Here is a 24,746-nt window from a genome sequence, read left to right on the forward strand (position 1 = left end):
TTTGATATATGTTAGTTTTAGGAGCAATCAAGCGCTATACCCACTTTCTTTAAGTAACGCTGTTCTTGTATTAAATCAGCTTGTAGTAGTGTGTGTTCTTGCAGGTAGTTATCGCAAAATTTTATAAATAAGCCGGTGCTATTTGCGCTAATTTCCATATTGGGTTTTTGGCTTACTTGGCGTTTTTGATTAAATAGAATCGCTAAACGCAAAATAGTAATAAGCTTGAGCACTTGCTGCTGAGAAATAGTTATGAATTCAGGTAACTCATCGAGCCTAATTTTTTTCCGGTAAAAGCGAATCAACGAACTTAATATTATCTGTTCTTGTTGGGTAAAGCCGGGCAGCTGGCTGTTAGCAACAATATAAGCGCTGTGTTTATTAATACCCGAAGAGTTAATTGATAGGCCAATTTCGTGAAGACTAGCAGCCCATGTTAACAAAGCAATATCATCATTGTTATTAAGCTGCCACGGCGCTTTAAGTTGCTCATAAAGCCAAGTTGCAGTGTTAGTAACACGGATTGCATGTGCTTTATCTACAGTGTATCTATCACTTACGTTATTAATGGTATTGCTACGAATGTCTTTATCGGCCAACTTTTGCTGCATTTCATGTAATAAACCTTCACGTAGCGAAAAATCACTATAAGTTAGTTCTTTAATCAAAAACTCTCTAAAAATAGCAATGAGTATCGCTAAACCGCCACAAATACTTTGCTGTCGTTCCGGTGTTAAACCTTCAATGAGTAAATTATCGCTATGTTTGGCATTTATGAATTGCTGTTTAAGGGTGACTAAATCATTGTAGGTTATACAAGGCTGATGCGGGTTTTGGGCGCCCACCATAGCCAAAATAGATTTAATAGTGCCAGATGTACCAATAACGTTTTGCCAACCCTCATTGATGTAATTAGCAAAAATAACCTCTATTTCTTGTTCTGCTTTTATCTCTGCTTTATTAAAGCGTTTGGCGTTTATTATGCCGTCACTAAAAAATTGCTTGGTATAACTTACGCACCCTATATTTCGGCTTGTGAGTAACTTATGTTTAAAGTGCTTACCTATTATTAGCTCGGTGCTGCCGCCGCCAATATCAATTACTAAGCGGTTTTCTTCATTGTGTACATAATGCGCGACACCTTGATAAATGAGCCGTGCCTCTTCTTGCCCTGCAATAACATCAATATGAAATGGAAAGATCTTACTGGCTTGTGTTAAGAATGCATGGATATTTTTAGCTCGTCTAAAAGTATACGTTGCAGCTACTTTTACATTACATGCAGGGAAGTCTTGTAGAGTATTTGCAAATTGTTTAAGCACTATTAAGGCACGATCAATTGCTTGCTGGCTTAGCCTAAATTTATCGTCTAGCCCGTCAGCTAAATATACACGTTGCTTTTCTTTATGCAGAATTTGCAGTGTGCCATCCACTTCACGGGCAACCACTAAATGAAAGCTATTAGAGCCTAAGTCGACAGCGGCAATAGAGGGGTGATCATCCATTATTATAGTTACCTTCCCACTTTTTTAGGTGGTCATAAATCGCTATTTGCGAGCGGATTTTTTTACGGTTTCCACGTCTTACATAGGCATTTTTTTGTTCGCTATCGATTAAGCGTGCTTTTGTACGGTCTTTAAATTGCAGTTCTAGAATATCAATAATGAGCTGCTTTAATTTCGCATCTAAAATAGGCACGCCCACCTCAACGCGGTGATCGAGATTACGGGTCATCCAATCAGCAGATGAAATATAAACTTTGTCGTTTGCGTTATTACCAAAAACCATTACCCTTGGGTGTTCTAAAAAGCGATCTACAATGCTTATTATTCTTATATTGTCGCTAAATCTAGCTACCCCTGGTATTAATGAACACATGCCACGTATAATTATACGTATTTTAACGCCGCGACGACCAGCGTAGTAGAGTTTATCAACAAGCTGTTTATCAACAAGGTTGTTTACTTTAATAGTAATTTTACCTGCACAACCGTTCTCTACATGCTGAATTTCTTTATCGATTAAATCAAGTAAAGTGTCACGAGCATTTACAGGTGACAGCATTAAGTATTCAAAATTAAAAGGTTTGTAGCTACTTTCTATAAATTTAAATACGCTATCGCATTCCTCGCAGATCCCAACATGTTTTGTGAATAAACTAAAGTCGGTATAGATTTTTGCTGTTTTTTCGTGAAAGTTACCAGTGCCAATGTGTGCATACTTTACTATTTGACCTTTCTCTTTACGATGAATAATACATAACTTACTGTGTACTTTTAACGCGGGTATACCAAAAATCACTCTAATACCTGCGCCGCTTAATATCTTTGCCCACTCGATATTATTTTGTTCATCAAAGCGAGCTTTTAGCTCGACCATTACAGTGACTTGTTTACCATTTTTAGCGGCATTGATGAGTGATGATATCAATCGAGATTTACTGGCAACGCGATAAATATTAACTTTAATTTGCGTAACTTTTGGGTCGAATGCTGCTTGACGCACATACTCTAGTAAGTGGTTAAATGTGTGGTACGGATAATAAAGGAGAATATCTTGTTCGCTAATAGCATCAAATACGCTGGTGTGTTTATTAAATGCAGCGCTTTGTAATGCCGGCAGCGGTTTATTTTCAAGGTACTGACGCCCTACATTAGGAAAGGCTATAAAGTCTCTAAAGTTACGATAACGGCCTGCTGGGATAAGTGCGTCGTGATGAGTTACGCTCAGGCGCTTTTTCATTACTTTAAGCATATTATCAGGCATGGTTTCGTCATATACCAAACGAACGGGCTCTGCGTAAATACGCTGTTTGAGGCCTTTAGACATTTTATCTAATAAGCCCTCTTCTAGTTCGTCATCAAGGTTATATTCTGCATCGCGAGTAAGCTTAATTGAGTAACCTTGAATTGTTTTAAAACTAAAAAAGCTATTAAATACATCATTTAAAAAATATAAAATAACGTCATCAAGCATCACAATAGTTTTATGGCGACGAGTTTTTTCAGGCGGTAAATTTATAAATCTTGGCACGCGGTCTGTGGGTACTTCGAGCATAGCGTAATGGCTTTTTTCGTCACACATTTCTACGAATAGATAGGTCATGGTGTCGTTGACGTAATCTGAGTAATCTTTATTTTCATCAAGTAATATGGGCGAGATATGCTGTAGTACATTGTCATTAAAGTAAATTTTCAACCAATTTAAATGGAATTCGCTTAGCTTTTCAGGACGATCAACATGGATGTTATGTGCGGTTAAGTCACTTAAAATTTGCTGATGAACTTGGTTAAATTTTTTACCAAGCAATAATACTTTTTTTTGTACTTGGCCTAAAAGAACTTCGTCTTCTTCAAAATTAGCATCAGGTAGTTTGCTTAATAAAATACGGCGCTTAACATCGGCCACTCGAACTCTGAAAAACTCATCAAGGTTATTTGAAAAGATACCTAAGAAACGCATACGCTCAATGATTGGGTTACTTTTGTCTTTTGCTTCTTGTAATACGCGCTCGTTAAACGATAGCCAGCTTAACTCTTTTGCAAAATATTCAATAACTTGCGTTTTTCCTGTATGGGCATTCATATTTTATTCCGCGATTAGATGCTAAATAAAATATAGTGCAAGTTCATGACATTAAAATGACATGCGTGTCAGGTTTATGACACGCATCAAGGAAGGTTAAACGTCTTCAACATCAACAATCAAATCACTAGTTATCGATTCGAGAGCATCAATTACTTCATCTTTATTCATTCCATTAGGTAATGTTATGGTAGCTACGGCGCTAAAAATAGGGACTCCCCAGTTTGGGGCGCTCTGTTGCCTTGAGTTTAAATGTGTAATGTTAGCGCCCTTATGGCGAATAACACTGGCAAGTTCTTGTACTATTCCAGGGCGATCGTTTCCTGTAATCACAAAGTTTAGCTGTTCAAGTTCAACATGTTCTATTTCTGTATTGCCGGTTTCAATACGTACATCAAGCTTAGGCAATGCGTTTAATGCATTTTGAAGTGATTGTAAATGCTCTTCAGCGACCTCTAGCTGTATGATCCCCGCAAAGTGACCAAGCAAATGACTTAAATTACTGCTGAGCCAATTACCGTTATTTTTTAAAATAATGGTTGAGATGCTTTCTACTAAGCCAGGGCGATCTTTCCCTAAAATTGTTATAACCAACTGCTTCATAAATAATTCTCTTTTTTAAGCCCAAAGAAGGTAAATGCATAGGCATTAAGTGTTTATCTAACTTAAATCTAAATATTATGGGTTGTTTTATAAACGATAGGTTCAAACCCTAGAGTTGTGCGCGTCTAGCAATGTGCACTAAGTGCTTAGCTCATTGCTATTGTTATTTATTAGGCGCCTTTAAGTATTGACCTCGATAAATACTTTGTCCAATAAATTTATAATTAAGTTCACTTATAAACTATTCGTTTAATGCAAAATATGCAATGAATTAAACCACCTTGTTATTAGCTGGCTAAAAAGGCTTATTATTACCGCTGTAACAATACTGTCATCTTGATGAAATATAATTTATGCAACGTTAAGATTTAAGGGTGTTTTGATGACTTCCAATCCGAATAAGCCGACTTTTAATACGGATCGAAGCCGTCTATTTAAAGATCGGTTTGCCAAGTTTGGCATAACCGCAGGTGGAGTAATGGTATTAATAGCGCTGCTATTAATTTTTTTCTACCTCCTTTATGTAGTACAACCGATTTTTGAATCAGCAAAAGTTGAAAAGCGCGACAGTTTCAATGTTGCCAATGCAGATCAAATTGTTGGTTTAGGTGTTGAAGAGCAAACAGAAGTTGCTTTTTTACTTAGCAAGCAAGGCAATGTAGACTTTTACAATGTAGAAAAAGCTAGTTTTGGTAAAAAACTTAAAACACTTGATGTAGAACTACCAAGTGAAGTGAGCAGCTTTGCGACCAGCGCACCGTTTCAGGGGCAATATGCCTATGGCTTACAAAACGGTTCGGTGGTGATTGTTGCACCTAAATTTTTAGTCACGTTTCCAAATAATGAACGTAAATTAACGCCGCGAGTTGATTACCCACTTGGCGAAATGGCGCTAGAAGTAGATGAAGAAGGCGCTGCTATATCGCGTTTTGCATTTAGTCATTATGAAGATAAAACAGCTGTTGTGGCATTAACGGCTGACAAACGTGTTTTGTTTAGTAGCTTTGTAGCTGAAGAAAACATGTTTACTGGCGAGGTAGAATGGGTTGTTGAACGTACTGAGTTGAACATTGAAGGGCGCGTCGATGAGCTTTTAATTTCACCTGATACAACGCGTACTTTTATTCGTTCAGCTAATCAAATTTATGTATACGATACACGTGATTCAAGCGACGTTGAGCTAATTCAATTACTTTCGGCAAATGAAGAAAATGCAAATATAGTATCTGCACAATTACTTGCCGGTGCTAACTCATTGATGCTTGCTAATGATAATGGTGAGGTTTCACAATGGTTTGAAGTAAATACTGAGACTGGTCGTGAATATCAAAAAATCCGCTCATTTGAAACAAGTAAACAAAGTAAGTTAAATATATTTACAGAGTTTTATCGCCGAACTTTTTTTACTACCAGCAGTAATGGCGAACTTGGTGTGTACTATACAACAAGCGAAGCCAAATTATGGCAAGGCAAGGTGAGTGAAGGTGCTATTAAAGACTTTGCTATTGCACCACGCTCTAACGCCGCATTAATTTTAGCTGACAATAAACTTACGGTACTTGAAATACATAACGAACACCCTGAGGTAACCTGGTCTGCGCTATGGGAAGAAGTATGGTACGAAGGCTACCCTGAGCCGGGTTATATTTGGCAGTCAACATCAGCAAGTGATGACTTTGAATCTAAGTTTTCACTCGTACCTATTTCGTTTGGCACAATAAAGGCAGCATTTTATGCCATGTTATTTGCGGTACCTATTGCACTTTCTGCAGCTATTTATACAGCCTACTTTATGTCGAGTGAGCTTCGTAAGGTAGTGAAACCAACCGTAGAAATAATGGAAGCATTACCCACGGTTATTTTAGGCTTTTTAGCTGGCCTTTGGTTGGCTCCTTTAATTGAAGAGCATTTGCCAGCCATTGTTGGGTTATTAGTATTACTACCATTGGGCATTTTAGGTACGGCATTAGGCTGGACAAAGTTGCCAGCAAGCATTCGCCATAAAATACCAGAAGGTTCTCATTCAATCATCCTTATTCCGGTTGTGTTACTTATTGGCTGGTTTTCGTTCGCAATGAGCGAAACAATAGAACTGTGGATGTTTGATGGCAATGTTCGTCAATATTTAACGAATGAATTAGGCATGACGTTCGATCAGCGAAACTCGTTAGTTGTTGGTATTGCGATGGGGTTTGCGGTTATTCCTACTATATTTTCGATTGCTGAAGATGCGGTATTTAGTGTGCCAAAACATTTATCAAACGGTTCATTAGCTCTGGGAGCTACTCAGTGGCAAACGCTTGTGCGTGTTGTATTACTAACAGCCAGCCCAGGTATTTTTTCAGCAGTAATGATGGGGTTAGGCCGTGCAGTTGGCGAAACAATGATTGTATTAATGGCGACAGGTAATACACCTATTATGGATTGGAGTATTTTCCAAGGCATGCGTACTCTTGCGGCAAATATTGCGGTGGAAATGCCAGAGTCAGAAGTGGGTAGTTCACATTATAGAATTTTGTTTTTAGCCGCTTTTGTACTATTCATATTCACCTTCATTTTTAACACAGTGGCTGAGTTTGTTCGTCAGCAACTACGTGAAAAATACAGCTCAATGTAAGTGGAGAGACACGACATGATAAAGCAGTGGTTTAGGTCTGGTTCTCCTTGGATTTGGATGACCGGTGGTGCAGTGAGCATCAGTTTAATTTCAGTGCTAGGTATCCTAGCAATGATAGCCTGGAAGGGATTAAGTTTTTTTTGGCCTTCTCAAGTTGTACAGTTTGAGCTTGAAGGGTCAATTGCAAAACAAACCGTAATAGGTGAAATTTACGATCGTGAACTTGTTCCTAAAGAGCGTTTGACGGCAACGGGTATTGATGTATCTGCATTCGATAAAGAAGAGTTTGAACGTTTACTGATAAAAACGGGTAATCGGGAATACGTAGATTTAGATTTTCGTTGGATATTAGAAACTGACATAACAAATAAAACAGCACCAGCGGCGCTTGCAGTATTTGAGCGTAGTAAAAACGGTAACTTTTATGGTTATGTGCAAAACGTTATTAAAGACGGTCAACCGGTTAATGGCGACAAAATAGAAGCACTACATGAGCTTGTTGAACGGGCTGTTGATTTAAACGATGAGGCACTCGATTTACAAAATGGCGATATAGGCCATATTAACTACGAGCTTGAGCGTCTTCGTTTAAAAGAAAAGGGCTACTTACTCGATAACGCATTAACTGATGAACGTGTTGCTGAGCTTGCTCAAGCACGTGCTGAATTACGTGCAGAGTATGGTGTACTTGAAAAAGATTTATTTGCACTACGTAAGCAAGCTAAACGTGACTACGTAACCGTAAAAGATATGCGCGGTGAAATTGTTACTATTCCTATGTACCAAGTACTCGATGTTTGGTTTCCAAACGACATGGGCTTTTTTGCAAAGTTAGGGCACTACTTTGTACAGTTAGGTAAGTTTGTATCTGATGACCCACGTGAAGCAAATACCGAAGGCGGCGTTTTTCCTGCTATATTTGGTACAGTGTTTATGGTTATGTTGATGGCTGTAATCGTGACGCCGTTTGGTGTTGTTGCTGCAATTTATTTGCACGAGTATGCCGCTAAAAATGCTATCACTAAAATGATTCGCATCGCGGTAATTAACTTAGCGGGTGTGCCTTCAATTGTATACGGTGTATTTGGCCTTGGCTTTTTTGTATACATGTTAGGTGGCAGCTTAGACCAATTATTTTATCCAGAAGCTTCACCAACCCCAGTATTTGGTACACCTGGTGTAATGTGGTCGGCGTTAACGCTCGCTATACTGACTTTACCTGTTGTTATTGTATCGACTGAAGAGGGTTTATCTCGTATTCCTAGCACTGTGCGCGATGGTTCACTCGCACTTGGCGCAACAAAAGTTGAAACGTTATGGCGTATAGTAATTCCAATGGCAAGTCCTGCAATTATGACCGGTTTAATATTGGCAGTTGCACGTGCTGCAGGTGAAGTTGCACCGCTAATGTTGGTGGGCGTTGTGAAAATGGCACCTACATTACCACTGGATGGCAACTTCCCGTACTTTCACTTAGATAGAAAGTTCATGCATTTAGGTTTTCATATTTACGATGTTGGCTTCCAAAGTCCTAATGTTGAAGCGGCGCGTCCGCTGGTATACGCAACGGCCTTTTTATTAGTGTCGGTGATTATTACGCTTAACATAACGGCTATTGGTATACGTAATCATTTACGTGAAAAATTCAGATCGCTTGAACACTAATTTGTAAAGATTTTATAGGTAACAAACATGATTACAGTCGCTCCACAAGTAAACCAAGCAAATATAGGCTTGAAGTTAGATTTAGAAAACTTAACTGACGATCAAAAAGCGTTAGAGATTAAAAATCTCGATCTTTACTACGGTGATAAGCAAGCACTTAATAAAGTGAATATGAACATTCCTAAAGGTCAAGTAACCGCGTTTATCGGCCCATCGGGTTGCGGTAAATCAACATTGCTGCGCTGTATCAACCGCATGAATGATTTGGTTGATATTTGCCGAATTGAAGGTGAGATATTACTTCATGGGCAAAATATATATGATAAAAGTGTTGATGTAGCCGCACTTCGCCGTAACGTAGGCATGGTATTTCAGCGTCCGAACCCATTTCCTAAATCTATTTATGAGAATGTGGTATATGGACTACGCTTACAAGGTATTAAAGAGAAACGTAAATTAGACGAAGTAGTAGAGCAGTCGCTTCGTGGTGCAGCATTGTGGGATGAAGTAAAAGACAGATTACACGATAGTGCGTTTGGTTTGTCGGGTGGTCAGCAGCAACGTTTAGTTATTGCTCGTTCAATTGCGATTGAGCCAGAAGTGTTACTATTAGATGAGCCTACATCAGCGCTTGATCCAATTTCAACGTTGGTAATTGAAGAGCTTATTAACGATTTAAAAAACAAATTTACCGTTGTTATTGTTACACATAACATGCAACAAGCAGCGCGAGTGTCTGATCAAACAGCCTTTATGTATATGGGTGAATTGATTGAGTATTCAGATACTAATACCTTATTTACAACACCAACTAAGAAAAAGACCGAAGACTACATTACCGGTCGTTACGGTTAATTAGCCCGTTATAACGTGTTGTATAAGATTAAGAGAGAAGGCAATTATGGAACATAATATTAATAAGCATATTTCTGGCCGGTTTAATCAAGAGCTAGAAAATGTACGCAACCATGTATTAAGCATGGGAGGCCTCGTTGAACAACAACTAAGCAGCGCACTTGACGCCGTTAGTCGTAACGATGCAGAGCTTGCTCAAAAGGTGCGTCAGAACGATTACAAAGTAAATGCTATGGAAGTGAACATTGACGAAGAGTGCACTCGCATTATTGCTCGTCGTCAGCCAGCAGCCAGTGATTTACGGTTAGTAATTGCAATTGCAAAAACGATTGCTGATTTAGAGCGTATTGGCGATGAAGCAAAGCGCATTGCAAAAGTGGCATTGGATTCATTTACTAAAGATCAGCAAGATTTATTAGTTAATATTGAAAATATGGGTCGCCAAGTATTAAAAATGCTTCATGATGTGCTTGATGCGTTTGCGCGTATGGATGTACAACGTGCATTTCAGGTTCACAAGGAAGATGCAAAGGTAGATAGAGAGTATGAAGCCATTACACGTCAAATAATGACCTATATGATGGAAGATCCTCGCTCAATCCCGAAAATTATGGACTTAGTATGGTCTGTGCGTTCGCTTGAGCGTATCGGAGATCGTTGCCAAAATATTGCGGAATATATTATATATTTCGTAAATGGCAAAGATATTCGTCATACATCTCAAGAAGATATAGAAAAATCTCTATAAATTTAATTATTTCATTCTTTTGTATTAAAGCGGCCTTGTGTCGCTTTGTGCATTGTTAGCACAAGTGAAGCAATAAAAAGCATTCACAATCGTTGTGAATGCTGTAAAATTCATGCTGCAAAGCATATCAATTTGATTAAAGGGTCAGTTATGCCTACAAACGCGTTTTTAGGAGTATTTGCAAAATCTCCTATCAAACCTATGGAAGAACACATCAAGAAGGTTCATCAAGCAAGTAAAGCTTTGATACCTTTTTTTAATCACGTATTTAAAGAAGAGTGGGTACAAGCAGAAGAGCTTCGTATCACTATTCGTAATTTAGAGCGTGAAGCCGATGATATGAAAAGAGATATACGTTTACAGCTACCGCGTGGATTATTCATGCCGGTAGAGCGTACAGATCTGCTCGAATTAGTAACCCAACAAGACAAAATTGCTAATAAAGCGAAAGACATTGCTGGACGTGTGATTGGTCGTGAAATGACCATTCCTAAAGTTATGCAAGTTGATTTTCTTGCTTATTTAACTCGTTGTGTCGATGCAACTAAACAAGCATCTAAAGCAATTAATGAGTTAGAAGAATTGCTAGAAACTGGTTTTAAAGGTCGCGAAGTGACCTTAGTAGAAAAAATGCTAGTAGAATTGGATGCGATAGAACAAGACACGGATGAAATGCAAATAAAAGTACGTCGCCAACTGCGAGTTGTAGAAGGTGAGCTAAATCCAATTGATGTAATGTTTTTATACAAAATCATTGAGTGGGTTGGCGAGCTTGCAGATATTGCAGAGCGCGTAGGATCACGTCTTGAGCTGATGTTAGCTCGTTAATTTAAAATCAGTTCAATTACGAAAGATTAAGGTTACACAATGGATATCATTGCATCTTACGGCACGGTATTAATTTTAATTGCCGCAGCAGTCGGCTTTTTTATGGCTTATGGTATTGGCGCGAATGACGTTGCTAATGCTATGGGTACTTCAGTAGGTTCTAAAGCGCTTACAATCAAACAAGCAATTTTTATTGCGATGATTTTTGAATTTGCAGGTGCTTACTTAGCAGGTGGTGAGGTTACATCAACAATCCGTAAAGGAATTATTGATGCAGCACCATTTGCAGATATTCCTGAGCTTATGGTTCTGGGCATGATTGCTTCTTTATTTGCAGCCGGAACATGGCTATTAATGGCTTCGTTCCTAGGTTGGCCGGTATCAACTACTCACTCAATCATTGGCGCAATCATTGGTTTTGCTTTAGTTGCTGTTGGTACTGAGGCAATCCAATGGGATAAAGTAGGTGGTATTGTTGGTAGTTGGATTATAACACCGGCTATATCAGGCTTTATTGCATACTTAATATTTATGAGTGCGCAAAAGCTTATTTTTGATACAGACGCTCCACTTAAAAATGCTAAGCGTTATGTACCACTTTATATGGGTCTAGCAGGCTTTATTATGGCTTTAGTTACAATTAAAAAAGGCTTAAAGCATGTTGGCATAGATTTAGGTGCTGTTGAAGGCTATGCACTTTCTATCGCTATTGCGGTTATTGTGGGTATTATTGGTAAAATTGCTATTTCTCGTTTGAAGATTGATCCTCAAGCGGATAAGCAAATGCAGTTCAACAATGTTGAAAAAGTATTTGCTGTATTAATGGTATTAACTGCATGTTGTATGGCATTCGCCCATGGTTCTAATGACGTTGCTAATGCTATTGGTCCACTAGCTGCTGTTGTAAACATTGTTGAAAACAATGGTGAAATTGCTAAGAAAGCCGCTATTGCATGGTGGATTCTACCGCTTGGTGGTTTTGGTATTGTGGCAGGTCTTGCTATTTTAGGTAAAAAAGTAATTAAAACGATTGGTGAAGGCATTACACATTTAACGCCTAGCCCTGGTTTTGCTGCTGAACTAGCTGCTGCTTCAACGGTTGTTATTGCATCAGGTACTGGTATGCCAATCTCTACTACTCAGACCTTAGTTGGCGCGGTATTAGGTGTAGGTATGGCACGTGGAATTGGAGCACTTAATATGGGCGTAATCAGAAACATTGTAGTTTCTTGGGTAATTACGTTGCCAGTTGGTGCTGCCCTTGCTATTGTTATTTTCTACGTACTAAGAACCGCTTTTGGGGTTTAACAAAAAAGTACTTAAAGACTTTTAGCTTGAAAAGATCTCAACGCCCTAGGTGTTGGGGTCTTTTTATTTGTGGAAAGAAAAAATGACCAATCTTCCAAGCATCAAACAGCTACAGTATTTATTAGCTGTTCATCAACATCAACACTTTGGGCGTGCCGCGAGCGCGTGCTTTATAGGTCAATCCACTTTAAGTAGTGCGATTCAAAACCTTGAAGAAACACTTGGTTGTCAGCTCATCGAGCGAGAAAATCGCAGCCTTATGTTTACCAGCATCGGCGAAGAAGTTGTAGAGCGTTCTCGTAAAATAATTAATGATACAATTAGCTTAAAAGAGCTGACTAAAAGCTTCTTAACTCCCCTCAGCGGTAAGTTAACCGTGGGTGTAATACCGACTATAGCGAGCTTTATTGCTGCGCCGCTCTATCACTTTTGCAAACAAACTTTTTGCGACTTAGAGCTGGTATTGATAGAAGACACGAGCGATAAACTACTCGACAAGCTCGAGCATGGTCATATTGATTTAGCGCTATTAGCCTTACCATACGAAACGGATAAGTTTCATACTCAAATTTTGGCAAAAGATCATTTTAGCTTAGTGCATCATAAAGAATATATGCCTGCAAAGGGGGTAGAGGACTTTAATTTGCTACCAGATGCGAGTGTATTCTTACTGGAGCGTGAGCATTGTATGACAGGGCATGCGCTTAGTGCGTGTCACTTAAATCGTGCTAGTTGTATTAATCCATTTGAAGCAGCAAGCTTGCATACTTTGCTTAGCATGGTTGAACATCAACTTGGCGTGACTTTTTTACCGCAAATGGCAATTAATGCAGGAATTTTAGATAATAAAAATATGACAGCGACACCATCGCAAAGCGACGCATACCGTGATATCGGTATATTGTGGCGTAAAACAACGGGACGAATCCGCGACTTTAAATTATTTAGTCAGCAGCTTGAGGTGTTTTTACAACGCCAATGTAGTTTGGAGTTTAATAAAACAAAGTGATTTAAATGTTAAAGCAGCCTAAAGAGGCTGCTTTTGATCATGGTTATGGTGTTCAAAAGGTTCTAGCTCCGGTAAAAATAATAAATAGATCCACACCACTAAATTAAAATAAGGCATGCAACCTAATACTGTAAATACTCGAATTGGGTAGCCCTTTATGCTCGCGTATCGATAGCATTGATACGCTATTGCAAAGTGAATAAGTAGTAATAAGATAATCAATTGCGTCATATTTATCTCCTCAAACCTTATTTTAAAACAGCCCGTGATTTAGGGTTCTGTATTTGCAATAGGTAATGTCATGTTTGTTAAGCGTAATCCTTTAAATAACGTGACATTCGTATTGTGATGAGGAAAGTATAGGTAAAAAAGATAATAATGATAGTAATAAAATGCTTAAAATTGTTTATTAATGCTTAATATGAGCTAGGTTATTGTTGGTAAAAAACTTTATTTTTTAAAATATTTTCAAGCTCCGTCTTTACTTTTTCAACCGCCATAGGACGTGCAATAAAGTAGCCTTGTCCGTAGTCCACACCAATCTCTTTTAGTGCAAAAAATATATCTTTATTTTCAACATACTCAGCCACAGAACGCTTATCGAGTGACCGGCTTATATCATTAATTGCTTTTACTAACGCTAAATCGATGGGGTCGTTAAGCATGTCACGTACAAATGAGCCGTCAATTTTTACATGCTGTGCGGGAAGCTGCTTTAAATAATTAAAAGTACTAAAGCCGGTACCAAAGTCATCTATAGAAAAGTGACAACCTAAGCTATTGAGCTTCTCAATCATCTTACGTGTTGCTTTTAGATTATTAATACTTGCAGATTCAGTAATTTCAAAAATAATACGAGTAGGTGATACTTGATATTTTTCTAAGCTTGACTCTATAAGCGGCAGTAATCGTTCATCTAAAAATGATTGTGCTGATAGATTAATTGCGACTTGATTTAATTCTGGGTGTTTTTCAACACAAGCAAGCGTGTTACGAATAACACATTGATCCATCAAAAATGTATCGTTTAACATTTCAAGCGATGGAATAAATTGATTGGGGTACACAAGTTTATCATTGAGCTTTAATCGTAGTAGTACTTCAAAGTAAGCAACTTTACTTTGTTTGAAGTCCCAAATAGGCTGATAATGAAGCTCTATATTATCTTGTTGTAATGCTTGGCGGATTTCGTGACCCCATTCCAAACCTGTTTGCAATGTCTTATTTTGCGAGTCTTCTTTTGAATAACAGTGGACTAAATTTCGACCTAAATTTTTAGCTATATATAGGGCGATGTCGGCTTGTTTTAAGCATTCATTGGGATCGCAATTTTTAGATGTAATTTGAGCTAAGCCAATAGAGCAGCTTATTGTATAAACTTGATCCTCTGATTTAAAAGTATGTTGTTCAATTGCGATGCAAACACCTTCGGCCACTAAATGCGCTTCTAATAAGTTCATGTTTGTTAAAATAACAGCAAATTCGTCACCGCCAATACGGCAAACAAGGTGTTCATCACCGATATTGTCTTTAAACAGTTGAGCCACTTCTTTTAAGACAATATCGCCCTGATGGTGGCCCTTACTGTCATTTATTATTTTAAAGTGATCAAGATCGATATAAATAATAGCATGTTCTATATCATCGAAAGTGTGCTTTGGTTGGCAGATACGATTAAGTTGTTGATCAAAATAATAGCGGTTATGTAAGCCTGTAAGTGGATCGTGATGCGCTAAATGACGTAACTGTAATTCAGCTTGCTTTCGCTCATGAATATTGTCGATTGTGGCGGTAATTGTTGCTGTATTACGACTATTTTTGATCAGTTGAAACCTGCATTCTACCCAAATTTGAGTGCCATTTTTGTGCTGTAACTTAATTTCTACTTGTTGCTGATTTTCACCACCCCCTAAAATATCACAAATCGTATTTTGTAATTTTTCTTGGCATTCATTAATACAAAATGCGGTTAAAGGTTTTTGCAGTGTTGGTTTTACGCCATGCCCACTTAGTGTTTCCCAAGCTGGATTTATAAAGCGTATTTTACCTAGTTGATCAAGTTCAAGTACCACGGTATTTAAGTGTAATAGAATGCGTTGGTGGGCTGAGAATAACTCTTTATATTTCACTTCACTTACACTCAATTGCTCAACTTTGTTGGCGAATTCAGCATAACTGACCATAAAGTCTTCTCGACGTGCTGCGTGGTCACATACTTTATTTAAAAAAGAAGGGTCGTAGGGGGCACGAATAAAATCGGTAACACCTGATAATAAGAGCTGCTCTGCATAATTTGCATCATCATTATCTATAATTGTTACAATTGCCTGTTTTGGGTTATGTTGCAAAATTTCTTCTACTAAAACACTCGACGTTTCAGCTCTTGCGGCTGTGGCATCTAACAGTACGATGGCAAATTTTTGCTGGTAGTAAGCGTTTAGCGCTTCTTTGCTTGTTGTTGTATGTGTAATTGCAAAGTTTAGCTTTAGTTGTGCGCTAATATCATTGGCTTTATCTTGCAGTGGCTCAAGTAATAAGAGGTTTAAGCGGCTACTTTTTTCTAAATGTGTCGACAGCACATTAGCCAAAACCTGTGGCAGCATGTCTTGTTGCTCAAAAGGCAGTACGGCATCAATACCATAACTACGCGCAGTTGTTTCTGCGATGCGTTCACAATAAATGGGAGGGATGAGTAGTATCGGCGTATTCTTTGGTGTTTTTAATAAACCCGAACGGATCATCCGTGAAAAGCGCCAACCATCTATTTTACCAACATTGAGGCCCGTGATAATAATATCAACAGGCTGTTGCTTTAATAGTTTTAAAGCTTGTTGGCTGTCTTGTACTTCAATAAAAGCAAAAACATTCAGGCTCTCTAAAGTGGCACGAATAGTAAGGCGTTCAGCACGACTTGCGTTTAATATTAGCAATTTAAGTTGCTCTACCACGTATTTCTCAACCCATATTTATTTAACCGAATAAGAATAGTGATTTTTTGATTGAAGAACAAGAAAATTAATGGTCATTCGTAGGCTTGCGTACTTCAATTTTGCAGAATATAAGGGGATTTCTTGAGCTTGATAGGCGATAGATATACACTTGGCGCGATTTTAAATGATGTGGATTACTAACTATGCGCGTAGCTGATTTTAGCTTTGACTTACCTGATGAATTAATAGCTCGCTTTCCTAAGCCGGATCGTACGAGTAGTCGTTTACTTAGCCTAGATGGGCCTAGTGGTAGTGTAGAACACAAAGTCTTTAGTGACATACTTGAACTGGTAAATGAAAACGACTTACTGGTTTTTAATAATACCAGAGTAATCCCTGCACGCATGTTTGGTCAAAAAGCATCAGGTGGTAAAGTTGAAGTATTAGTTGAACGCGTACTTGATGAACATCGTGTGCTTGCACATGTCCGTGCTAGCAAATCATTAAAGCCTGGTAATGAAGTTATTTTAGAAGGTAAGGCCAAGGCAATAATGGTTGCACGCCATGACACGTTATTTGAGCTTGAATTTGATCACAGTCAAAACGTACTTGATATATTAAACGACATTGGACACATGCCATTACCGCCTTATATCGACCGTCCTGATAACGAGGCAGATCGTGAGCGCTATCAAACAGTTTATGGTGAAAAACCAGGGGCAGTGGCAGCGCCTACTGCTGGTTTACATTTTGATAAACAGTTAATGGCTGCATTAAAGGGTAAGGGCGTGCAAATGGCTTTTGTTACCTTGCATGTTGGTGCAGGTACTTTTCAGCCAGTGCGTGTTGACAGTGTTGACGATCATATAATGCATTCCGAATACATTGAAGTGCCAGAAGATGTGGTAGCGGCTGTTGCAAAAACTAAAGCGAAAGGTGGGCGCGTTATTGCCGTTGGTACAACCTCAGTGCGTTCATTAGAATCTGCAGCAAAAGTACATGGTGGCAAGCTAGACACTTACTTTGGTGATACAGATATATTCATTTATCCGGGTTATCAGTTTAATGTAGTGGATGCCATGGTTACTAATTTTCACCTACCGGAATCAACGCTTATAATGTTAGTGAGCGCCTTTAGCGGGCAAGACAACATTATGGGTGCGTATAACACGGCAATTGAACAGCAGTATCGTTTTTTTAGTTATGGCGACGCGATGTTTTTAACACGTAAATAGTTAAGTAACTGGCCCTATTGCAAGTAAATTCAACACAGTTAGCGCTGAAAATAGTTGCTTGAGACAGACTTATTATCCAGGGTTCAGGTTAAGTATTAAATTATCAGTAAAAATGATTACAAACCCCAGTTAAGTTGCTGGGGTTTTTTATTTGAATGAAGTTATCAGTATTGAATTTACCGCAGCTAATAGTATTGGCTGGTCAAAAAGGGTAGAATCAAGCGGTTAAATTATAGCTTGTTGGACTGTTTTTCTGACATTGAGGATGATATGAAATTTGAATTAGACCGTACTGACGGAAAAGCGCGCCGTGGCCGCTTGATTTTTGACCGTGGTGTAATAGAAACACCTGCATTTATGCCTGTTGGTACTTACGGTACTGTAAAAGGTATGACGCCAGATGAAGTAAAAGCGACTGGTGCACAAATTTGTTTAGGTAATACCTTCCACTTAATGCTTCGCCCAGGTACTGAGATCATTAAGCAGCATGGTGATTTACATGACTTTATGAACTGGGATTTCCCTATTTTAACTGACTCAGGCGGTTTTCAGGTATTTAGCCTAGGCGCAATGCGTAAAATCACTGAAGAGGGCGTATTATTTCAATCACCTGTAAATGGTGATGAAATTATGATGTCACCTGAAAAATCGATGGAAGTACAACGCGATTTAGGTTCAGATATTGTAATGATATTTGACGAATGTACGCCGTATCCAGCGACTGAAAAAGAAGCTAAAGATTCTATGGAGCTATCTCTTCGTTGGGCTAAGCGTTCTAAAGAAGGTCATGGCGACAACCCATCTGCTTTGTTTGGTATTATTCAAGGTGGTATGTACCCAGAATTACGTGCACAATCACAAGCCGGTCTTGAAGACATTGGTTTTGACGGTTATGCATTAGGTGGCCTATCAGTAGGCGAGCCTAAAAACGAAATGATGAACATTCTTGATCATTGTGCGTTTAAAATGCCAGAAGACAAACCTCGTTACCTTATGGGTGTAGGCAAACCAGAGGACTTAGTTGAGTCGGTTCGCCGAGGCATTGATATGTTTGACTGTGTTATGCCAACGCGTAATGCACGTAATGGTCATTTATTTATTACCACAGGTGTGGTTAAAATACGTAACGCAGTGCATAAAACAGATACAGGGCCACTTGACCCTGAGTGTGATTGCCATACGTGTGGGAATTATTCACGAGCTTATTTGCATCACCTTGATAAATGTAATGAAATTTTAGGTGCGCGACTAAACACAATTCATAATTTACGTTACTATCAACGTGTTATGGAAGGTTTACGCAATGCAATTAGCGAAGGTAAATTAGAAGAATTCGTAAAAGATTTTTATGCTCGCCGAGGCCAAGATGTGCCAGAGCTAGCAGATATAAAAAATTAAACTTTAAAAATTAAAGAGGAAGTATCATGAGTTTATTTATTTCAAACGCACAAGCAAGTACAGGCGCAGCAGCGGCAGGCGGCGGCACTATGCAAATGCTAATTATGTTAGCTATTTTTGGTTTAGTTTTTTACTTTTTGATTTATCGCCCACAAGCTAATCGTGTTAAAGAACACAAAAGCCTAATGAATGCGATGGCTAAAGGTGACGAAGTGCTAACTCAAGGTGGCTTAGTAGGTAAAATAGTTAAAATTTCTGAAGATAAAGATTTCATCGTTATCTCTTTAAATGAGCAAGCAGAAGTAACAGTGCAAAAATCATCTGTATCTGCAGTATTGCCAAAAGGCACAATGAAGTCGCTATAAAAATAATAAGGACGACACCGTGTTAAACAAGTTTCCGGTTTGGAAGTATTTACTTGTTTTAGCTGTGGTAGCCATTGGCCTTTTATATGCTTCTCCAAACTTGTATGGTCGCGATCCGGCTATACAAGTTTCAGGTGCTAAAGGTGCTGATGTTGATCTCAGTGTTGTAGACAAAGTAAACGAAATCCTCAAAAAAAATAATGTAACCGCTAAATCGACAATACTTGAAGATGGACAAATTTTAGTTCGTTTAAAAAATGTTGAAGAGCAGTTAAAAGCGCAAGATTTACTGCGTGATTCGCTTAGTGATGATTACATTTCTGCTATTAATATGGCACCTGCTCAACCAGCTTGGTTAAAAGCGGTTGGTGGCAACCCAATGAAGTTAGGCCTTGATTTAAGTGGTGGCGTTCATTTCACCATGGAAATCGACATGGCAACAGCGGTTGATAACCAACTTGAGCAAATGGAACAAGATTTTCGCAGTGATCTGCGCGAAGAAAAACTACGTTACCGTAGTGTTCGCCGTGTAGCTGGCTCTGAACGTATGCGTGTAGAAATGCGTACCGAAGAAGACAAAAATGCTGCAGAAAGTTTCTTAGAAACTCGCTACCCACTAAACGTTTACATTGATGATAGCAGCAACGATAAAGCATTTTTTGCAACAATGAGTGAGCAAAAACTCAAAGAAATTCGTGACTACGCTATCAAGCAAAATGAAACGATTATTCGTAACCGTATCAACCAAATTGGTGTTGCAGAGCCTAACGTACAACGCCAAGGCGCTGAGCGTATTATTGTTCAACTACCCGGTATTCAAGATACAGCACGCGCTAAAGAAATTTTAGGTGCGACAGCAACACTTGAATTTCGTGAAGTAGACGAAAATGCCGATGCAAGTGCTGCTGCCCAAGGTCGTATTCCAGCGGGTACTGAAATGATCATGAGCCGCGACGGTTACCCTGTTGTACTTAAAAAGCGTATTATTTTAGAGGGCAGCCATATTACGGGCGCGCAATCTGGCGCTGATGAATACCAACGTCCGCAAGTAAGTATTACGCTAGATAGCAAAGGTGGGGCAAAAATGAATGCCTTTACCAAACGGGCTATTGGCAAGCGTATGGCAACGGTATTTATCGAATACAAGCCATCAGGTAAAAAAGATGCTAACGGTAAAGCACTTCCACCTATTAAAGTTGAAGAAGTTATTAACGTGGCAACGATTCAAGCTCGTCTTGATCGCTCGTTCCGTATTACCGGCATTGATAATCCAGCAGAAGCACATAACTTAAGTTTACTACTTCGTGCTGGTGCACTTGTAGCGCCAATTCAAATTGTTGAAGAGCGCACAGTAGGTCCAAGCTTAGGACAAGAAAATATTGAAGCGGGTATGACTGCGGTTGCACTTGGCTTTGCGTTTGTACTGGTGTTTATGCTTGTGTACTACAAAGGCTTTGGTATGGTTGCAAACCTTGCGCTTGCGGCTAACTTAGTACTGATTGTTGGCGTTATGTCTTTAATTCCAGGCGCTACACTTACGCTACCAGGTATTGCCGGTATTGTATTAACAGTTGGTATGGCGGTTGATGCTAACGTACTTATTTTTGAACGTATTCGTGAAGAACTGGCCGATGGTCGTAGTCCTCAACAAGCGATTCATTTTGGTTACGATAGCGCATTTAGCACTATATTTGATGCCAACATCACGACACTAATTGCTGCCATTATACTGTTTGCAGTGGGCACAGGTCCGATTGCGGGCTTTGCAGTGACACTTGCGATTGGTATTTTAACTTCAATGTTTACAGCCATCGTTGGTACCCGTGCGGTAATCAACTTATTTGTTGGTGGTAAACGCATTGATAAACTTTCGATTTAAGGAGCAGACATGCAAATTTTAAGTTTGGGTAGTAGAACCCTTCGTTTCATGTCTCTTCGAAAAGTGGCTATGGGTTTTTCGACGTTACTAATTTTAGCGTCGTTTGCATCAATTTTTGTTAAAGGCTTAAACTTTGGTTTAGATTTTACAGGCGGTACTGCTGTAGAAGTTGGTTTTTCACAACCTGCTGACCTTAAAAAAGTACGTGATGCGCTAGCTGAAAATGGCTTTGCTGATGCTTCGGTACAATTGTTTGGTTCAAGCCAAGAGATTTTAGTTCGCTTAGCGCCACGCGGTAGCGATGTAAAAGCGGAAGTAATTGGTAACCAAGTAATCGACGCACTTAAAAAAGCAGACGGCAGCGTAGTAATGCGCCGCATTGAATTTGTTGGCCCAAGTGTTGGTGAAGATTTAAAAGAGCAGGGTGGCCTAGCCATGTTAACTGCGCTTATTTGTATCTTAATCTATGTTGCATTTCGCTTTGAATGGCGCTTTGCTGTGGGTGCGGTAGGTGCACTATTACACGATGTTATTATTACTGTAGGTTTGTTTTCTATATTAGGTTTAGAGTTTGATTTAACTATATTGGCGGCAATTCTTGCGGTAATTGGTTATTCACTTAACGATACCATTGTTGTGTCGGACCGTATTCGTGAGAACTTCCGTAAAGTACGCATTGACGACACAGTTGAAATTATTGATATTTCACTTACCCAAACACTTAACCGTACACTTGTAACATCAATCACCACTATTTTAGTATTGATTGCCTTGTTTGCATGGGGCGGACAAACTATTCATGGCTTTGCAACTGCATTGTTATTTGGTGTGTTTATTGGTACTTATTCTTCTATTTATGTTGCCAGCTCTGTTGCACTTGCAATGGGCGTAAGCAAAGAAGATTTAATACCAGAAGTAATTGAAAAAGAAGGTGCAGACCAAGACGCTATGCCGTAATGGTTGTGTAACTGTTAAAAAAACCGCTCTGTTGAGCGGTTTTTTATTGCGTGGCGTTTATTTCAGTGCAATAAAATTGTAATACAGGCTTGCTACTTTATTATTCTTATCAAATTATAATTAGAGTCCGACGTGACCGTACAACACAAAGTTTTAGAGTATATTTTAAATAATGCTGAAATAACGACATTATTTCAGCCTATTTTTAATATATCTAATCAAAGTATTATTGGTTACGAAGCGCTCAGTCGCGGTCCTAAAAATAGTCCACTTGAAATGCCGAATAAGTTATTTGAAGTGGCTCATCAGCATGCATTAATTTCAGAACTTGAATTATTATGTCGCTCTAAAGCAATCGAAAATTTTGTAAAATTAAACCTCCAAGGCAAGCTCTTTTTAAATGTAAGCCCTAAAACTTTACTCGATCCGTGTCACCCCAAAGGCGAAACGTTGCATTTAATTGAGCAATTTGGATTAGCTGCGAACAGAGTTGTGATTGAGGTTACTGAGCAAGAGAAAGTTGATGATGGGTTTTTACTTTTAAAAACAATTGCTCATTATCGAGAGCTTGGTTTTACCATTGCTATTGATGATTTAGGCGCTGGCTACTCAGGGTTAAAGCAGTGGTCTGAGTTATGTCCAGATTTTGTAAAAATAGATCGCTATTTTATTGATTTTTGTGATGAGAGTGACGTTAAAAAAGAGTTTTTAAAATCAATCACTATACTTGCTAAAGCAACTAATACAGCCGTTATTGCAGAAGGTATTGAGCGTCCGGAGGAGCTGGCGTTAGTTGAGAGCTTAGGCATTAGTAACGTACAGGGATTTTTACTCGAAAGGCCCAGTTTACGACCAAGTTATGACTTTAGTTCTGAGCAAATACAAGCACTAACATTTAAAGCAAAGGCGCTCTGTGAGCAATCAATGGCAATAGGGTATCTTGCTTTAACTCAGTCAGCAATTGATAGCGAAACACGCTGTAAGGATGCTCACAAGCTATTTGAGCAAGACAAATCAATTATTAGTATCCCAGTATTAAATCAAGATGACCAGCCAATTGGTTTACTTCATAAAGATCAGCTAACGGAAGTATTTGCGGCCCCCTACGGGCACGCACTTTATGATAAACGCCCAGTTACAGAATTAATGGACAAGCAACCATTAGTCGTTGACGAGAATCAAATGCTTGATGTCGTAAGTAAGCAAATAACAGATCAGGATTTTGATATACGCAGGCATATAGTTATTACACGCAATAATAAATACTTGGGATTAGCGCCACTGAGAGATATTTTAAAACATATTACCGAAGAAAAAATTCGCCACGCACAGCACGCTAATCCGCTTACTATGCTACCAGGTAATGTTGCTATAAATGAAGCTATAGAGCAAAGGCTGCGTAATAAGTTAAAATTTTCATTAGCTTATATAGACCTAAATCACTTTAAACAATTTAATGACTTATATGGTTATGCCAGCGGTGATAGTGTAATTAAATTATTAGCTGATGTAACAGTGCAAGCTTGCACAAACAGTGCTAACTTTGTAGGACATATTGGCGGTGATGACTTTATGGTTGTGTTTGACCAAAGTGATGCAGTTACAATTTGCAATACAATTATTGAACGGTTTGAATTGCAGTCACAGCTATTTTTTACTCCTGAGCATATTAAAAGCAAGGGATACTGGGCTACAAATCGCGAAGGTGAAAAGCAATTTGTCCCTTTACTGACCTTATCGATTGGTTTGGTTGAACCTGATTTACAACAGTGTAAAAATAGTCATCAAGTAGCTGCATTAGCGACTGATGCTAAAAAAGAGGCCAAACGATACCGTCATAGCTATCTTTTTATCTGTAAGCGAAGAAGGCCTACACCAGCGGTGGTGCGTTTAGCAAATAGTAAAAAGGTAGTTTAACAAAGTAGGTGATTATTATGTTGCCATTTAAGTATCTGGTTAGCGTTGTAAGCTTGTTTGTGTGTAGTGCTATAGCAAGCGAAGTCAATATTATTAATGTCCCTCAAGATCAACACTCGCATTTTACGCGTGACGACTACCTCAATGAATTACTCTCAAAAGCACTTATAAGAGCCGATTACTCAGCTGAAATAAATTTAGTGCCAGTTCACCCTCATCAACAACGAAATCTTATGGCACTTGATGGGAACGCCCTTGATTTATATTGGAGTATGAGTAGCCCTGAGCGAGAGTCGTTGGCGATTGCAATTAAAATCCCTTTATTTAAAGGGTATATTGGTAAAAGAGCACTGCTTACGAATACAAAAAATGTAGATAAATTTAAAGGTATTACCTCTGTTGAGCAATTATCAATGCTTATTGCAGTGCAAGGTCATGATTGGCCTGACATGCGGATATTAGTTAACAATGGACTAAGTGTTAGGCCACTTTCTAATTTAAACTCGATGTTTGCATTAACAAGTCAGGGGCGGATTGATTATTTTCCGCGCTCATTCATCGAAGTTAATTCAGAGCTTATGGATTTAAAAGATAAGAATTTAGTAATAGTGCCAGATTTATACATTAGCTATCCAACTGGGCTTTATTATTTTGTCTCAAAAAATAAACCCGAACTGGCTCAAGCGATTGAAAAAGGGCTTAAAATCATGCAAAAAAATGGTGAATTTGATGCGCTATTTTATGAGTATTTCGCGACAGAGCTTAATTCATTACCTTACACAAAAGGTAAAACAATAGAGCTTAAGCTTGATAACCCTTATTTTTAGACACAAAAAAAGGAGCCTGA

General features: G+C 38.7%; 19 protein-coding genes. 14 read left to right on the top strand and 5 right to left on the bottom strand.

Features of this window, described 5'->3' with window-relative positions; genetic code table 11:
* Positions 1-17: 17 nt before the first annotated feature.
* The 3 genes from P20495_RS02180 to P20495_RS02170 all read right to left on the bottom strand — a co-directional run bounded on the left by P20495_RS02180 (position 18) and on the right by P20495_RS02170 (position 4,188).
* Positions 18-1,505: an exopolyphosphatase gene (locus P20495_RS02180; RefSeq protein ID WP_008138881.1), complete on the bottom strand. Its 1,488-nt coding sequence runs from the start codon at positions 1,503-1,505 to the stop codon at positions 18-20.
* A complete protein-coding gene (ppk1, locus tag P20495_RS02175) occupies positions 1,498-3,585 on the bottom strand; it encodes a polyphosphate kinase 1 (protein WP_008138883.1) in 2,088 nt (695 codons plus the stop codon). The genes P20495_RS02180 and ppk1 overlap by 8 nt, the downstream gene beginning before the upstream one ends.
* Positions 3,586-3,681: 96 nt before the next feature.
* Positions 3,682-4,188: a glycine cleavage system protein R gene (locus P20495_RS02170; RefSeq protein ID WP_007375981.1), complete on the bottom strand. Its 507-nt coding sequence runs from the start codon at positions 4,186-4,188 to the stop codon at positions 3,682-3,684.
* A gap of 382 nt (positions 4,189-4,570) precedes the next feature.
* On the opposite strand from P20495_RS02170, the gene P20495_RS02165 reads away from it, so the two are divergent.
* From P20495_RS02165 to P20495_RS02135, 7 genes are all read left to right on the top strand, one after another.
* Entirely contained in the window at positions 4,571-6,805 is a 2,235-nt protein-coding gene (locus P20495_RS02165) for an ABC transporter permease subunit (RefSeq protein ID WP_033016368.1), read from the top strand.
* A 15-nt stretch (positions 6,806-6,820) separates the two neighbouring features.
* Complete coding sequence (pstA, locus tag P20495_RS02160) at positions 6,821-8,470, top strand: phosphate ABC transporter permease PstA (RefSeq protein WP_008138887.1); 1,650 nt, start codon at positions 6,821-6,823, stop codon at positions 8,468-8,470.
* A 27-nt stretch (positions 8,471-8,497) separates the two neighbouring features.
* Entirely contained in the window at positions 8,498-9,325 is an 828-nt protein-coding gene (gene pstB / locus P20495_RS02155; RefSeq protein WP_008138889.1) for a phosphate ABC transporter ATP-binding protein PstB, read from the top strand.
* Positions 9,326-9,371: 46 nt separating this feature from the next.
* Complete coding sequence (gene phoU / locus P20495_RS02150) at positions 9,372-10,073, top strand: phosphate signaling complex protein PhoU (RefSeq protein WP_007375985.1); 702 nt, start codon at positions 9,372-9,374, stop codon at positions 10,071-10,073.
* A gap of 150 nt (positions 10,074-10,223) precedes the next feature.
* The gene (locus P20495_RS02145; protein ID WP_007375986.1) at positions 10,224-10,901 is read left to right on the top strand and encodes a TIGR00153 family protein; all 678 of its coding nucleotides are present in this window, start codon (positions 10,224-10,226) and stop codon (positions 10,899-10,901) included.
* A 39-nt stretch (positions 10,902-10,940) separates the two neighbouring features.
* Positions 10,941-12,209, top strand: a complete 1,269-nt coding sequence (locus P20495_RS02140; protein ID WP_008138891.1) for an inorganic phosphate transporter — start codon at positions 10,941-10,943, stop codon at positions 12,207-12,209.
* Between the two features lie 82 nt (positions 12,210-12,291).
* Positions 12,292-13,218, top strand: coding sequence for a hydrogen peroxide-inducible genes activator (locus tag P20495_RS02135; protein WP_007375988.1), 927 nt, complete (start codon positions 12,292-12,294; stop codon positions 13,216-13,218).
* An 18-nt stretch (positions 13,219-13,236) separates the two neighbouring features.
* On the opposite strand, the gene P20495_RS02130 is transcribed toward P20495_RS02135, so the two are convergent.
* Positions 13,237-13,449, bottom strand: coding sequence for a hypothetical protein (locus P20495_RS02130; protein ID WP_007375989.1), 213 nt, complete (start codon positions 13,447-13,449; stop codon positions 13,237-13,239).
* A 200-nt stretch (positions 13,450-13,649) separates the two neighbouring features.
* Entirely contained in the window at positions 13,650-16,166 is a 2,517-nt protein-coding gene (locus tag P20495_RS02125; protein ID WP_007375990.1) for an EAL domain-containing protein, read from the bottom strand.
* A 185-nt stretch (positions 16,167-16,351) separates the two neighbouring features.
* On the opposite strand from P20495_RS02125, the gene queA reads away from it, so the two are divergent.
* From queA to P20495_RS02090, 7 genes are all read left to right on the top strand, one after another.
* Positions 16,352-17,383 carry a tRNA preQ1(34) S-adenosylmethionine ribosyltransferase-isomerase QueA gene (queA, locus tag P20495_RS02120; RefSeq protein ID WP_008138892.1) on the top strand — a complete coding sequence of 344 codons (1,032 nt, stop codon included), beginning with the start codon at positions 16,352-16,354 and terminating at the stop codon, positions 17,381-17,383.
* Positions 17,384-17,653: 270 nt separating this feature from the next.
* The gene (gene tgt, locus P20495_RS02115; protein WP_007375992.1) at positions 17,654-18,781 is read left to right on the top strand and encodes a tRNA guanosine(34) transglycosylase Tgt; all 1,128 of its coding nucleotides are present in this window, start codon (positions 17,654-17,656) and stop codon (positions 18,779-18,781) included.
* Between the two features lie 26 nt (positions 18,782-18,807).
* Entirely contained in the window at positions 18,808-19,146 is a 339-nt protein-coding gene (gene yajC / locus P20495_RS02110; RefSeq protein ID WP_007375993.1) for a preprotein translocase subunit YajC, read from the top strand.
* A 19-nt stretch (positions 19,147-19,165) separates the two neighbouring features.
* Entirely contained in the window at positions 19,166-21,025 is a 1,860-nt protein-coding gene (secD, locus tag P20495_RS02105) for a protein translocase subunit SecD (RefSeq protein WP_008138893.1), read from the top strand.
* A 9-nt stretch (positions 21,026-21,034) separates the two neighbouring features.
* On the top strand, positions 21,035-21,982 hold the full coding sequence (gene secF, locus P20495_RS02100) for a protein translocase subunit SecF (protein WP_008138894.1): 948 nt from the start codon (positions 21,035-21,037) through the stop codon (positions 21,980-21,982).
* A 132-nt stretch (positions 21,983-22,114) separates the two neighbouring features.
* On the top strand, positions 22,115-23,899 hold the full coding sequence (locus P20495_RS02095; RefSeq protein ID WP_008138895.1) for a bifunctional diguanylate cyclase/phosphodiesterase: 1,785 nt from the start codon (positions 22,115-22,117) through the stop codon (positions 23,897-23,899).
* Between the two features lie 17 nt (positions 23,900-23,916).
* The gene (locus P20495_RS02090) at positions 23,917-24,726 is read left to right on the top strand and encodes an ABC transporter substrate-binding protein (protein WP_007375997.1); all 810 of its coding nucleotides are present in this window, start codon (positions 23,917-23,919) and stop codon (positions 24,724-24,726) included.
* The last annotated feature ends 20 nt before the right edge of the window (positions 24,727-24,746 follow it).

Origin of the sequence: Pseudoalteromonas sp. BSi20495 (assembly GCF_000241185.1) — a bacterium.
GTDB classification, from domain to species: Bacteria; Pseudomonadota; Gammaproteobacteria; order Enterobacterales; family Alteromonadaceae; genus Pseudoalteromonas; species Pseudoalteromonas fuliginea.